General features: G+C 57.4%; 14 protein-coding genes. All 14 read left to right on the forward strand.

The window, feature by feature from the left end:
* The first annotated feature begins 239 nt into the window (after positions 1-239).
* The 14 genes from ACTNB2_RS00145 (at position 240) to ACTNB2_RS00210 (ending at position 14480) form a co-directional block, all read left to right on the forward strand.
* Positions 240-743 (forward strand): iron-containing alcohol dehydrogenase, encoded by a 504-nt coding sequence (locus tag ACTNB2_RS00145; protein ID WP_427718555.1) that lies wholly within the window; start codon positions 240-242, stop codon positions 741-743.
* Positions 744-942: 199 nt separating this feature from the next.
* Entirely contained in the window at positions 943-2637 is a 1695-nt protein-coding gene (gene pgi, locus ACTNB2_RS00150; RefSeq protein ID WP_441040996.1) for a glucose-6-phosphate isomerase, read from the forward strand.
* Between the two features lie 280 nt (positions 2638-2917).
* Positions 2918-3592, forward strand: a complete 675-nt coding sequence (gene deoC, locus ACTNB2_RS00155) for a deoxyribose-phosphate aldolase (protein WP_441015806.1) — start codon at positions 2918-2920, stop codon at positions 3590-3592.
* Positions 3593-3741: 149 nt separating this feature from the next.
* Complete coding sequence (locus ACTNB2_RS00160) at positions 3742-4584, forward strand: Cof-type HAD-IIB family hydrolase (RefSeq protein WP_427747959.1); 843 nt, start codon at positions 3742-3744, stop codon at positions 4582-4584.
* Between the two features lie 64 nt (positions 4585-4648).
* Positions 4649-5308, forward strand: coding sequence for an HAD family hydrolase (locus tag ACTNB2_RS00165; RefSeq protein WP_328291069.1), 660 nt, complete (start codon positions 4649-4651; stop codon positions 5306-5308).
* A gap of 150 nt (positions 5309-5458) precedes the next feature.
* A complete protein-coding gene (locus ACTNB2_RS00170; RefSeq protein WP_441040994.1) occupies positions 5459-6202 on the forward strand; it encodes a GntR family transcriptional regulator in 744 nt (247 codons plus the stop codon).
* Positions 6203-6420: 218 nt separating this feature from the next.
* On the forward strand, positions 6421-7884 hold the full coding sequence (locus tag ACTNB2_RS00175) for a YfcC family protein (protein WP_271729363.1): 1464 nt from the start codon (positions 6421-6423) through the stop codon (positions 7882-7884).
* Between the two features lie 9 nt (positions 7885-7893).
* Positions 7894-9477, forward strand: a complete 1584-nt coding sequence (locus ACTNB2_RS00180; protein WP_441040991.1) for an amidohydrolase — start codon at positions 7894-7896, stop codon at positions 9475-9477.
* 1 nt (position 9478) lies between these two features.
* Positions 9479-10330 (forward strand): sugar phosphate isomerase/epimerase family protein, encoded by an 852-nt coding sequence (locus ACTNB2_RS00185; RefSeq protein ID WP_427718532.1) that lies wholly within the window; start codon positions 9479-9481, stop codon positions 10328-10330.
* Between the two features lie 62 nt (positions 10331-10392).
* Positions 10393-11361, forward strand: coding sequence for an SIS domain-containing protein (locus ACTNB2_RS00190; protein ID WP_427718530.1), 969 nt, complete (start codon positions 10393-10395; stop codon positions 11359-11361).
* 14 nt (positions 11362-11375) lie between these two features.
* On the forward strand, positions 11376-12239 hold the full coding sequence (locus ACTNB2_RS00195) for a PfkB family carbohydrate kinase (RefSeq protein ID WP_035138847.1): 864 nt from the start codon (positions 11376-11378) through the stop codon (positions 12237-12239).
* 121 nt (positions 12240-12360) lie between these two features.
* On the forward strand, positions 12361-13161 hold the full coding sequence (frlD, locus tag ACTNB2_RS00200) for a fructoselysine 6-kinase (protein ID WP_441040989.1): 801 nt from the start codon (positions 12361-12363) through the stop codon (positions 13159-13161).
* A 6-nt stretch (positions 13162-13167) separates the two neighbouring features.
* Positions 13168-14049, forward strand: coding sequence for an amidohydrolase family protein (locus ACTNB2_RS00205; RefSeq protein WP_441045685.1), 882 nt, complete (start codon positions 13168-13170; stop codon positions 14047-14049).
* A gap of 2 nt (positions 14050-14051) precedes the next feature.
* Complete coding sequence (locus ACTNB2_RS00210; RefSeq protein ID WP_117735290.1) at positions 14052-14480, forward strand: secondary thiamine-phosphate synthase enzyme YjbQ; 429 nt, start codon at positions 14052-14054, stop codon at positions 14478-14480.
* Positions 14481-14497 lie beyond the last annotated feature (17 nt).

Here is a 14497-nt window from a genome sequence, read left to right on the forward strand (position 1 = left end):
ACATCGTCAAAACCTGCCAAAAAGGGACAGGTTTATTTTGGTAGGTAAAACGCTTGACCGACCAAAACAAACCTGTCCCTTTTTGGCAGGTATGGTCGGGCGGTTGCATCGGGTTTTAACGCAGCTCTAAAGAGCGCGAAACAGCTCGGAAAACCTCGCTTCGTAGCATGAGCCTAGCGATCGATACCACCATAAAGCACGGAAGGGTTGTGGGGATAATGGTCAACTATGGGTTTGGTATGCCGACGCGCCTTGTTGCGGATGGAGACGTGGCTCGCTGGTGTGGACGATTGGTCGCTCACTACGGCGGCACCAAGGCGCTGGTGGTGCTGGGTGGCGACAAACATACGCGCGATGAGCTTGTCTCGGCGGCGCTCGGCTCGCTTGACCGAGCTCTGCTCGAGCGCGTGCTTTTTCGTTGCGGCTCGGTTGAGGGCGACGGGGGAGACGAGCTGATCGACGAAGCTGTGGCCCTGGCGACCGACGAAGGCGTGGACTTTGTCCTGGCGATCGGCGATGCCGATACTGCTGGCTTTGCGCGCGAACTCGCGCGTCGCATGGCGGCGCTCGATGCCGGCGAAGACGGTTTTGTCCCTTATGGATGTATCGTCTCGGAGGGCAAAGTGCCTGCCGTCGTGGGGGCCGGCGAGGTTCCCGTTTTTGCCATCATCGCGCCCGAACTGCTTGAGGGCATTGGGTCTCCTCTGCGTGAGTTGCTCGGCAGCGTGTGCGCCGCGGCGTAATGTCTGCCATAAAGAGATGGGCTATTTTTGGTAGGTAAAGCGTTTGACCTGCCAAAATAAACCTGTCCCTTTTTGGTCGGTCGCCGTTTGGGGGCGGATTGGCAACGCTCGCTGATTACGGTCTTGACCTGCGCTAGAATAGGGGCATCTGATTATCCGGGCGCATGGAGGTTTGCGCCTGTATGTTGAGGAGGACTTTATGGCAACTGTTGCCGCACCTATCGACGCTACGTCGACCGCCGCTTGGAAGGCGCTCGAGGCTCATCAGGAGAAGCTCGAGGCCGAAGGTATCGACCTCAAGGCCTGGTTCGCTGCCGATGCAGAGCGCGTGAACAAGCTGAGCTTTGACGCCGGTGACCTGCACTTCGACCTGTCCAAGAACCTGGTGACCGATGAGACCGTCAAGCTGCTGTGCGATCTTGCCCGCGAGGTGAAGCTCGAGGAGCGCCGCGACGCCATGTTCTCCGGCGAGCACATCAACACCACCGAGGACCGCGCCGTCCTGCACACCGCGCTTCGCCGTCCGGCAAGCGAGAAGGGCCAGCTCATCGTCGACGGCCAGGACGTCGTCGCCGACGTGCACGAGGTCCTCGACCGCATGTACGCCTTTGCCGAGCGCGTGCGCTCCGGTGAGTGGAAGGGCGTTACCGGCAAGAAGATCGAGCATCTGGTGTCCATCGGCATCGGCGGCTCCGACCTGGGCCCGGTCATGGCTTACGAGGCTCTGCGCCCCTATGCCGACGCCGGTATCGACTGCCGCTATATCTCCAACATCGACCCCAACGATCAGGCCGAGAAGCTCAAGGGCCTGGATCCCGAGACCACGCTCGTGATTATCGTCTCCAAGACCTTCACCACGCTCGAGACCCTCACCAACGCTCGCGAGGTCAAGACCTGGATGCTCGAGCAGCTCAAGGCTCAGGGTGCCATCGACGGCTCCGAGGAGCAGAACGCCGAGGCCGTGGCAAAGCACTTCGTCGCCGTTTCCACCGCACTCGACAAGGTCGAGGCCTTCGGCATCGACCCCGCCAACGCCTTCGGCTTCTGGAACTGGGTCGGCGGCCGCTACTCCGTCGACTCCGCCGTGGGCCTGTCGCTGATCGTCGTGCTCGGTCCCGAGCGCTTCCAGCAGTTCCTCGAGGGTTTCCACGCCATCGACGAGTACTTCTGCAATACCCCGCTCGAGAACAACGCTGTCGCGCTAATGGGCCTGCTCAACGTCTGGTACGTCAACTTCTTCGGCTCTAAGAGCCACGCCGTGCTTCCGTACTGCCAGTATCTGCACCGCTTCCCGGCCTACCTGCAGCAGCTCACCATGGAGTCCAACGGCAAGCACGTCCGCTGGGACGGCAGCGCTGTGACCTCCGACACCGGTGAGATTTTCTGGGGCGAGCCCGGCACCAACGGTCAGCACGCCTTCTACCAGCTGCTGCACCAGGGCACCGTGGTGGTCCCGGCCGACTTTATCGCTTTCGCCAACACTGCCAACCCCGCAACCGACAGCGGCCAGGATGTTCACGAGCTGTTCCTGGGCAACTTCCTGGCCCAGACCAAGGCACTCGCCTTTGGTAAGACGGCCGATGAGGTGCGCGCCGAGGGCACGCCCGAGCAGATCGTCCCGGCCCGCTGCTTTGAGGGCAACCGTCCGACGACCTCGATCTTCGGCGATACGTTGACCCCGTTCGCACTCGGCGAGCTCATCGCCCTGTACGAGCACATCACGTTTGTCGAGGGCACGGTCTGGGGCATCGACTCCTACGACCAGTGGGGCGTCGAGCTGGGCAAGCAGCTTGCCAAGCAGATTACCCCGGCCTTCCACGACGACGCCGCCAAGGCCGAGCAGGACGCTTCGACCCAGGCGCTCATCGAGTTCTACCGCGCTCACCGTAAGTAGTCTTTACGGCCGAGTTGGCTTATGAATGAAAGGGGCCCGTATCCGTTGGGATGCGGGCCCCTTTGCTATATGAGTGGGCATGAGGGCGTATTGAGGGGGGATGTCTTGCAGTCGGCATCCGCGTGCGGTGCCATTCGCTGTCCGTAAATATACTTCTACAGCTAATTTCATACCACTTGCCGGAATGCGGACGCTGTCCTTGCATGTCGGGCGTAGATTGAACGTGGTTTTTCGCGTGAAACCACGAATCGGTTGTCAGCCCTGAACAAGGAGGCCCAGCATGACGCTTGCCAAACCCATCAATAAATACATCGACTATATCGATGCCCCCGAGGACACGTTTGAGCAGTATGTCGAGAAGGCGCTAAAGTACAACTTTCGCTGCGTATTTGCGAACCTGCAGGAGTACGAGACGGGCCGCGCCATGCTCGAGGGCTCTGACATCATCCTTGCCGGCGCTATCGACTTTCCCCAGGGCACTATGACGCTTGAGGAGAAGCTTGCGAGGTTTGAGGAATACGCTGCGTGTGGCTTTACCGAGATTGACTACGTTTTGAATCAGGGGTCGATCGAGAACCGCGATTTTGATGCCATCGAGCGCGAGATGACTGCCGTTGCTGATTTTTGTCGCGCGCATGGCATCACTGACAAGGTAATCGTTGAGATGTGCAAGCTGGACGGCGACGACGCCGCCAAGCGCCGTGTATGCGAGATCGCGCTGGAGGCCAAGCCGGGATTCCTTAAGACATCGACCGGCAGAAGCTTTGGCGGTGCTAAGCTCGAGGACGTGCGGCTGATGCACGAGGTGCTCGGCGATGCCGTGGCAATCAAGGCGGCGGGCGGTATCCATAATTACGAAGAGGCTTGCGCATTCATCGAGGCCGGCGCCAGCGCGTTAGGTGCATCGGCGGGCATCGCGATCGTCGAGGGCGCACCGACGGATGAGCGTCGCTAGCAGACGTATTTGACCTGAGCGATAAAGCTTCACGACCACACGCTGTTCATGTTCGGGACAATATGACTTTTTACCCGTTGCAGACAGAGCCGCAGTAGGTGTTCTGTATGATGACTCAGGCAAGGTTGTTCAATGACAGGGAGGCTTATATGGCAATCAAAGCCATCGCAATGGATATCGACGGTACGCTCACCAACGACCAAAAGGTCATCAGCCCGCGTACGCGCGAGAAGCTGCTCGCGGCGCAGGAGTCGGGCATTAAGCTCATTTTGGCTTCGGGCCGTCCCGCATGGGGGCTGCACGCCTTGGCGCAGGAGCTCGACCTTCATAACCATGACGGTCTGCTGGTGGCCTTTAATGGCGCTCACGTCGTCGATGCCCAGACCGACGAGGTGCTGTTCGATCAGGCTATGCCTGCCGATGAATTGCATCGCCTGATTGATCATCTGCGCAATTTCGACGTGATCCCTATGATTTCGCTCGGTCGCGATCTGCATGTCGAGGATTCGTACCGCTGCATGATTACGCTGCCGGATGGCTCGCAGAAAAACATCGTCAAGTATGAACGCGACGCGTGCGATCTTAAGATTCGCGAGGTGGAGAGCCTGCATGAGGTCGTGGACACTTATCCCGTGGACAAGCTGCTCACTGCGGGCGACCCGGCCTATCTGCAAGCGCATCACGAGGAGATGTATGCGCCCTTTACTCAGACGCTTTCGGGTATGTTTACGGCCGACTGGTACTTTGAGTTTACGGCGTCCGGCATCGACAAGGCCCGCGCGCTTGAGGGTGCCCTGCCCAAGCTCGGCATCGATGCCAGCGAGGTCGTCTCTTTTGGCGACGGCCAGAACGACAAGTCCATGATTGAGTGGGCCGGCACCGGTGTTGCTATGGGCAACGCGGTTGACGAGGTTAAGGCCGTGGCCCAGATGGTGACTGCCAATAACAACGAAGACGGCATTGCGGTGGCGCTGGATAAGCTGCTGGGTTAGAATCGCCGATTAATGCATGGTTCGGGCGCCTGCTTACAGGCGCCCTTTTGTTAGGGAGGGTGCCGTGTCCGCATTTCCGTTCGACGCCGTTATCTTTGACATGGACGGCGTCATTGTCGATACCGAGTATTACTACCTGGGCGAGACTGCCGCGTTTGCCAAGGAGCTTGGGCTTAACCTGACTCAAGAGGAGTTGAACGGGCAGGTCGGTACCTCACATCAGTTCTTCCTGCATATGCTGGTCGATTGGTTTGAGCGCGCCGGTAAGGGGCATTTCACTGGCGAGGAAGCGTTGGCCCGTTGGGACGAGTGGGCGCATAAGCGTCCGCGCGACTATCAGGCTTTGATTAACCCAGGCGCCGTGGATACGATTCGAGAGCTGCCGCGCCGCGGCGTTCGCGTGGCGCTTGCCAGCTCGTCTCCCATGGATAGCATCGAGGAAGTGCTCAATGCGTGCGGGCTGTCGGATGCCTTTGAGTATGTGGTGAGCGGCGAGCAGTTTAAGGAGAGCAAGCCCGAGCCCGACATCTACCTGCATGCGCTGGACCTGCTGGGACTGCCCGCGAATCGCTGCTGCTGCGTTGAGGATTCGGTGCCTGGTATCACTGCCGGCAAGCGAGCCGGCCTGACGGTCATTGCCAAGCGCGAGGAACGCTTCGGCTTTAGCCAAGATGCCGCGGACAAGATTATCGACCAGCTGCCGGAGCTGCTCACGCTTTCTTAGGAGCGCGGTAGTTGCGCGTTTTTCGGGTCAGATGAGTAAAAACCCGACATTTTGGTGCGGCAGCAAGCATACTTAATGCTAATGCGGGCTTAAGGACTTGCTGAATGCCCTTGGGCCCGCTTTAGACTTAATTGTGCTGGGAGAAGGTATATGCCACTGACTGAAGGGCTAACTGACGGTAAAGCAGCGATACCGCTGTACCAACAGGTTATCGATATCATTAAAAACGAAATTAACTCCGGTGCCTACAAGGCGGGCGCGCGGATACCCAACGAATTCGAATTGGCTGAGAATTATAAAGTTGGCCGCGTTACCGTGCGACGCGCTATTGAGGAGCTCGTCCAGCAGGGCTATCTAACGAAGCGACAGGGGAAAGGCACGTTTGTCAATGCCCCCAAGCTTAAGCGCAAGATTCGCCAGAAGGATGACGTCCAGAGTTTTTCGGACGCATGCCGCGTTAACGGAATGGAGGCGGGGGCGCGCGTCATTTCGAGAAAGATACTGCCGGCGGATTCCACCGAAGCGCAGTTCTTTGGTGTTCCCGTTGGAACTGATTTGATTTGCGTTGAGCGTGTGCGTACTGCCGATGGGGTCCCCGTCATGCTCGAGAACAACATATACGTTTACGAGGACAACGCTTATCTATCAACGGCACCTCTATCTAACCAATCCATTTTTGAGCTCGTGCGCAACCGGACGGGCCGCACGCCCGCGTTTACCGACCCGTGCACGCTCGAGATCGCGTGCGCATCGCCCGAGGTCGCTCGGCTGTTGGCAGTTCCCGTTGGCGAACCCTTGTTTTATATGGAAGCCTTCTTTTTCGATGAGCAGCGGCGGCCGTTTATCATCGGTCGTCAGCGGATCGTTGGGTCTCGCTACGTTTTTGACATCTAGGATATTGCGAATGGAGACGCCCGGTGGATCATCTCACCGGGCGTCTCCATACCGTTCACGGCGCGAACGCAACCATTCAACCGTGTCGCGACAATCAGTTTGAAATTATCTTGATGACGAGAAAAGCTGCTGGTAATCTATAGAACGTCATAGAACGTTTGCTTTGTGCAAGCGTTGAGGCGAGATGCGATGCATTCTCGAGTTCTTTGGAGGTATCTATGTCAGATACGAAGGCGAAGAAGACAAACAGACGTTTTAAGTTCAAATTACCGCATGTCTATACGATCATGTTCTTGCTGATCGTTGTCTTTGCGGTCCTGACTTGGATCGTTCCCTCTGGTCAGTATCAGCGCAAGACGATTTCGACAGCGGCGGGCGAGCGTGAAGTCGCCGTTGCTGGAACCTATGAACAGGTCGATAAGAACTACACCGATTCCGAGACCGGCGAGACCATCAATCTGGGCCAGGATATCTTCGCGGTCCTGCAAGCGCCCACTAAGGGCATCCAGGAGGCTGCCGACGTCGTTGCGTTCGTCTTATTGATTGGTGGATCGTTCGCAATCATCACCAAGACCAACGCTTTGAATGCCGGCATGAGCCGTGTGATTAAAAAGCTCAAGAACAAGGACATCCTCATCATTCCCATCACGATGACGTTGCTGTCCATTTGCGGCACTACGTTTGGTATGTCTGAGGAAGCCCTGCCGTTCTATGCCATCTTCATTCCCATCATGATGGGTATCGGTTATGACTCGATGACGGCATTCATCATCTGCTTCCTTGGTCCTAACCTGGGATATTGTGCCTCGACCATCGACCCGTTTAATGTTTTGATCGCCCAAGGCATCATTGGTATCGAGGGCAATCCGCAACTGTGGCTGCGCGCCGTTTCTTGGGCCATCTTCACTGCCGTCGGTATCGCATGGGCCATGCGCTACGCCATGCGCGTCAAGAAAAACCCCGAGTCGTCCATTACGTACGAGGACGATAAGCTCAAGCGTATCGAGTTTTCCGTGACCGATGCCTCCATCGAGGAAGAGTTCACTATCCGTCAGAAGCTCGTGCTTATCGATTTTGCTTGCGGTATGGGCATTATCGTCTGGGGTCTTGTTACCCAGGGTTGGTACATGAATGAGATTTCCGCCGTGTTCCTTGGCATGGGCTTGCTTGCCGGTATCCTGGGCGGTCTTGACCAGCAGACGATTGCTGAGGAGTTCGTTAAAGGTCTCGCCGACTTTGCGTACGCTGCCATCGTTATCGGTATCGCTCGCGGTATTCTGGTCATCGCCGAGGGCGGCATGATCATCGACACCATTCTCCAGGCGCTCGCTACTGCGCTCGCCGGTGCACCCGCCGCCGTCTACACCACGTTTATGTATATCGTCCTTGGCCTGCTCTCTTTGCTGGTTCCCTCGAGTTCTGGCCTGGCGGCGCTTACCATGCCCGTTATGGGCCCTCTGACCGAACTCATGGGCCTCAATCCCGAGGCGGCCGTCACCGCGCTCCAGTTTGCCAACCAGACCATCAACACCATTAGCCCCGTGGCGGGCATGACGGTCGCCGGCCTTGCCGTGGCTAAGATTTCGTTTGGCCAATGGTGGAAGACCATTTGGAAGTTCTTCATTTTCATGGTCGTCTTTGGTCTGATCGTAACGGCAATCTCTGGCATGCTTCCGGTGTAGGTGGTTGTGATGTCTGATCGTTTGACGGTCCTGATGTCTGAGAGCGTCTTTACCGGTACGGGGGACCTGCCGTTTGAAGGTTTCGTAGCGGTCCGTGGCAATCGAATTGAGGCCGTTGGCACCAAGTGTGAGGTATCTTCGTATTTGACCCAGGCGGACGAGGTAGTTGACCTTGGCGACCGCACCGTCATGCCTGGCCTGATCGATGTGCATACCTTCTATACAGGCTGGGCGCTGCGGACGTTGGGGCCTGATCTGTCCGGCATCGCTGATGCCAAAGAGGCCGTGTCGCTCTTGCGTGCATGGAAAGAAGGTCATCCGGATTGCGTGGCGGCTTTTGGCCACAACCTACCCGAAACGTTGGCATCGGATGCCGAGAACGCAAATACGGCAGCTGTGTTTGACGATTGTTTTGGCGATATCCCCGTCGTCTGCTTTACACCGGGCGCGGAGACCTGTGTTCTCAATGCTGCCGCCAGCGCGCGATACGGCTTCACACCCCAGGCGTGCTATGCCGAGAAGATCTGGCGCATGATGAGCGATTTCCTCGCGCTGCCCGAGGTACGTGCGGGGTATTCGGACTACATGAGCATGCTTAACGAGCGCGGCGTTACCGCCATCAAGGAGATGGCGTTTGATGACTACTACGGCTTTGCCGACGAAATGGCTCGCCGTGAGGAATCTGGTGAGCTGACGGTTCGCGTCTCTATGATGTCGCAGCCGGTGGGTGCCGGTGCAAATCTGGCATATGCCCGCGAGGCGCGAGAGCGCTTCCGGGGACCGTTCGTTCGCTTTTCCGGCTTCAACCGTATGACCGATCGCGGCGTATGGGCGGGGCTTGCCGAGATGATTGACCCCTATGAGGACACGGCCGATGCGGGCGCTGCAGGCAAGACGGTCGTCGAGGAGCCAGAGTGGGAGCTGATTGAGAACGAGCTGCGTGCAATTGATGCTGACGGCTTCCGATATTCCTTGCATTGCCAGGGCGATGGCGCCGTTCGTCGCACCGTGGCGCTCTATGCCTCGCTGCCTCGAGACGAGCATGGACGGATGCTTCGCCGCCATGCGATTACCGATCTCGAGAACTCTGATCCGACCGATCTTGTCGAGTTTGGCAAGTTAGGTGGAATTTGCGAGGTCTATCCGCAGATTCTGACGCTGGACCGGCGCGAGGATTGCCTGTCGATGATGCGTCGACAAATTGGCGAGACGCGACTTTTGCACAGCTGGAATCGCCGCGGTATGGAAGATTCCGGATGCACAGTGTGCTGCGGCACGGATTTGCCGCTGTTGATTCCGAGCTTGGGCGAGTCAATCTACAGTGCGTGCGGCGGATACTTCGACGACGGACTGCCCGTGAATGAGGTCAACGCGCTGACGCTTGTCGAGCTCTTGCGCGCTTGGACTGCCGGGGGCGCGTACGACCTGATGCGCGAAGACGAGCTGGGTACGCTCGAGGTTGGCAAGCTTGCCGATATCTGCGTGCTCGATCGGGATGTGTTCGACCTTGATTATCGCGACGCACGCGATCTTGCGGTTGATATGACGATGTCGGACGGACGAATCGTGTTCGATCGAAATAAGGAGGCATAAGATGTCTGAATCCAAACCGACGCTGCGCCGCGAACAGATTGCGGGCATGAATATCCACTACATCATGTGGTCGCTCGATTACTTCCTTGATGTGCAGCAGCGCTTGGGCTTTGAGTCCATTGAGCTGTGGTGTGCAGAGCCGCATGTGACGCTCGACCACACGGGCTACTTTGAGGCTGAGGTCCTGGCGAAAAAGGCTGCAGACCGCGGGCTTAGGTATCGTACTCTGTGCCCCGAGAATGTTATCTATCCTTGGCAGTACTGCGCACGCAAACCGCTGCACGAACAGCGCAGCCTGGCGTACTTTAAGCACGGCATTGAGCTTGCCGAGGTACTTGGGTGCGACCGTATGTCCGTCAACTCGGGCTGGGGCGACTGGGACGAGGACCGCGAGGAAGCCTGGAAGCGCAGTCGCGAGCACTTGTCCATTCTAGCGGAGTATGCCGGCGAGCACGGTCTGGTGCTTACGATGGAAAGCCTGCGTCCCGAGGAGAGTAACCTTGTGACGACGGTTTCCGATGCGAAGCGCATGATTGATGAGGTCGCGAGCCCGTACTTACAGCCCATGGTTGATACAACTGCGATGGGCGTTGCAGGCGAGACGCTCGAGGACTGGTTTGCCGCCTTTGGTGATGGTGTAATTCACGAGATGCACTTTATCGACGGTGACCCGTATGGCCATCTGGTGTGGGGCGATGGCAAGCACGATATGGACGCCTTCGTCGCCACGCTCAATGCCCATGGTTTCGACGGCATGCTGGGCCAGGAAATCACGGACGGTCGTTACTACGATGACCCGGCGGCGGCAGATGCCAAGAACATGGCCGCATTCGAGAAATATCTGATTGACTAAAACAACTATCGGCCACGCAACCAACGTCATTGGTTGCGGGCCAAACAAGAAAGGAACTGGATATGAACGCACACGATCTGATTAAAGAGGCAATTGCCGAGAAGGGCAAGTTCGACAGCGTCTACTGGATTGCTTGCGGTGGCTCCATGATCGATTTGATCCCGGCTCATGAGCTTCTGCAACGCGAGGCAACCGCCTTCACTTCGTATATCTATACGGCTCGCGAGTTCGATATCATGCGTCCGCGTCGTCTGGGCGAGAAGTCCCTGGTCATCGCTTGTAGCCACAGTGGCAACACCCCGGAGGTCGTCGAGGGCTGCGAGATTGCCCTTGCTGCTGGCGCTACGGTGATCGCCCAGACTGACAACGCTGGGTCTAAGATCGACACCGGTAAATGGACCACGTGGGTCTACCCGTGGGGCGAGGGCGTGCCGCAGGCCGAGGTTCCCGCTGGCATTTCGCTGTCGCTTGCGGCAGAGCTGCTCGATCAGCAGGAGGGCTACGCCGATCTTGCCGATATGTATGCCGGTATTGCCGAGATGGATAAGATCCTTCCCCCGGCACGCGAGAAGGTAAATGCCGAGCTGGGTGATCGCTTTGCCAAGCTTTGCCAGGAGCACGAATTCTTCTATATTCTGGGCAGCGGTCCCAACTTTAGCCAGACCTACGGTTTCGCTATCTGCTCTCTTATGGAGATGCAGTGGCAGCACTGCAGCTACATCCACTCTGCCGAGTACTTCCATGGCCCCTTCGAGGCTACTCAGGATGGCGTTTTTTACTTCCTGCAGATGGGCTCCAGCGAGTGCCGTGCTATGGACGAGCGCGCCCTGGCGTTCCTTAAGACGCATACCGATACGCTGATGGTGCTCGATGCCAAGGAGTACGGTATGGAAGCCGTACCGGCGAGCGTTCGTGCCTATCTGGACCCGGTGCTGTTCTACGCCATGAACTGTGAGCTGCGTGCCGCACGCGGCAAGGTGTTTGACCATGATCCCGATTTCCGTCGCTACATGGGCGTTGTCGAGTACTAGAAGGGACAAAGGCCATGGCATTTAACGTTAACGCGCTCGGATTTGGCGATAACGTCGTCGATCGCTACGAGCATATCCACACCATGTATCCTGGCGGCAATGCGGTGAACTTCGCCGTTTATGCCAAGAAATGCGGTGCCGCACGCTCCGCATACATGGGCATTTTTGGCAATGATGCCGCTGCCGAGCATGTCATTGCAAGCCTCGAGGATGAGGGTATCGAGCTTGACAAGTGCGAGCAGATGATTGGCGAGAACGGAGCGGCTCGTGTGACCGTCGTCGACGGTGACCGTGTCTTCCTCGGCTCCAACGAGGGCGGTATCCGTGGCGATGCGCGCTATGTCCTCGATCGCTTTGACCTTTCGTACATGAAGCAGTTCGATGTGGTTCATTCGGGCAACTATTGCTTTACCGAGCGCGAGCTGCCCAAGCTGAAGGCTGCGGGCGTCACGGTCTCTTTTGACTTTTCGGACGACTCTACCGACGAGTACTACGAGCAGATTGCGCCCTACGTTGATTTTGCTTTCTTTAGTGCGGCGGATGCTGCGAGTGAGGACGAGATTCGCGAGCGTTTGGCATGGGTGAAGGGCCTGGGTCCGCGTTTTGTGTCGGCTACGGCGGGCGCCGAGGGCTGCATTGCTTACGACGGCGAGCGTTATTACCGCCAGCTGGCTAAACCGGTAACGGACATGAAGGACACCATGGGGGCGGGCGACTCGTTCCTCACCTCGTTTTTGATGTGCTATCTCGATTCCGCCAAGCGTGGTGAGGATGGCGCCGAGGCCATCGAGCGCGCGCTCGACTTTGCTGCCGGGTTTGCCTCGACCGTGTGCGGCATGGAAGGTTCTTGGGGCCACGGAGCACCAATCGTCGAATAGCTTAAGAAAGCGTACGACGGTCTGGCTATGAGGCCTTGGACAGCCGACGCAAAACAATAAGCGAAACGCGAAAAGGGGGCTTGCCATGTGGTGGGCCCCCTTTTGAACATTGGAGAAGACCATGGATATTAAAGCGTGCGCAGCTGGTTTTTGCTGTGCGGACGTCTATCAAAACATCGGCGTATTCTATCCGACTGGTAATGGCATTGACTGGGGTATCCATCTTGCACGAATGGGCGTTTCGGTATCCGCCGTGTCGGTTGTCGGCAAGGACGAGTACGGAGACAAGATGAGAGAGGCGCTGGCCGCTGAGGGGTTCGATATCTCACATCTGCGGGTGGAGGATGGCGACACCTCGGTGATGCTCATGGCGCTGAAAGACGGCGTCGATCGCGTACATCTCGAGGCAATCGATGGCGTAATGGAGACATATCGACCGAATGAAGACGACCGGGCGTTTATTCTAGAGCATGACATCATTCATACTGACCTGTTTGGCAATTGTTTGGACCTCTTGCCCGAATGGCATGATGCGGGCAAGACGGTGGTAATGGACTTCTCGGTGTTCAGCCAGGATTCCGAATATGCCTGCGAGAATCATTTCCCCTACGTTGACTACGCATTTATGTCGTTTGAAGAGGACACTCCGGAGCTGCGAGACTGGGTACGCCACGTGCAGGAATTGGGACCGCGCGTTGCGGTTGCCACGCTTGGCGAGAAGGGAAGCATTGCCTATGACGGTGAGCGCTTCTATGAGTGCGGGATCGTACCGGCGGAGAAGGTCGTTAACACCGTGGGCGCCGGCGACTCGTATATTGCCGGGTTTACCAAGGGCGTGATCGATGGCCTTGATATTCCGGCGTGTATGAAGGCGGGCGCCGAGCTGTCGTCCCGAGTGATTGGTTCGTTTGAGCCGTACTAGGGTCAAATGCCTGGAAAGGAGTACGAAGTGGTTATCGACATGTTGGTTCAGCCCATGCTCTACGGCGAGATCTGTACGCCGGGTGATGAGCCTGATGGATTCGGTTTTTGGTCACGAGAATTTGGTATGGGGCATATGGGTCCCATGGATTGGGACGAGCTTCAAGTTGAGATGGATGTCTGCGATGTGCAGAAGAGCTTGCTCATGCCGCTCGATGTTACCACGGCATGCGGAGGGCACTTTGGCACCAATGACCAGATTGCCATGCTGGTTGCCGCACATCCCGATCGTCTGTGGGGATTTGCGAGCGTAGATCCGCGGGTGAGCAGTGCCGCAGGCGAATTGGAGCGCGCCTTTACCGAGCTGGGGGCAAAGGGGCTTTGCCTGCATCCGGCAAAGCAAGGTTTTGACCCCGATGATGCTGTGGCTGAGCCGCTTTACGAGCTGTGCGGGCGCTATAACAAGCCGGTGGTTTTCCATGCCGGTATGTCTTGGGAGCCGGGCGCAGAGCTCTCGCGCAGTAACCCGCTTGCATTTGAGCACACAATCGCAACGCATCCAAATGTGCGTTTTAGTTTGACCCACTTTGGCTGGCCCTGGGTGCGCGAGACCGTGGCGATGCTGCTCAAGTATCCCAACTGCTACACGGACACCTCTATCACTTACATCGATTCGCCCGAGGAGATGATGCAGCGTCTTTTCACGGTCGATATGGGGCCGCTGTGGTATGAGCGCGCGCTATCGCATCAAGTGATGTTCGCCAGCAATACGCCGCGTTTCCGTGCGTTCAAACTCAAGCGGGCGCTCGATACTGTGTCCATGCGCGATGATGCGCGAGAAAGGCTCTACTGGGGTAATGCCCTGCGTTTTCTTGAAGGGGATGAGTGAACATGGTGACGCTCGAGACATTGAGCTATCTATCGACTGCTCCGGACCAGTTCATCGATATTACCGAGGACGTGCACGCTGCCATCGAACGCAGCTCGGTGACGAATGGCTTGGCAGCAATTATTTTGTCGCATACGACCTGTGGAATCGTGGTAAACGAGGGACTGCCCTGCGTGGAGACGGATCTTATGGAGACGCTTGATCGCATCGCCCCGCTCGATGCCCCCTATGCGCATGCACACTTCCTGCCGAGCTATGGAGCCACCGGCAACAACTCCTGCGGGCATATCAAGAGCATGATTTGTGGAAACAGTTGCTTCTTTCCCGTCCAAGATGGCCACATCGTGTGTGGAGGTGCCCAGAACATCTATCTTGCGGAGTTTGACGGTCCGCAGAAGCGAAAGGTGTACGTCGAGGTGCTGGGGGAGTAACGTTCCTGCAATAACCC

The sequence above is a fragment of the Collinsella sp. HCP28S3_G2 genome (assembly GCF_052065125.1).
Lineage (GTDB): Bacteria > Actinomycetota > Coriobacteriia > Coriobacteriales > Coriobacteriaceae > Collinsella.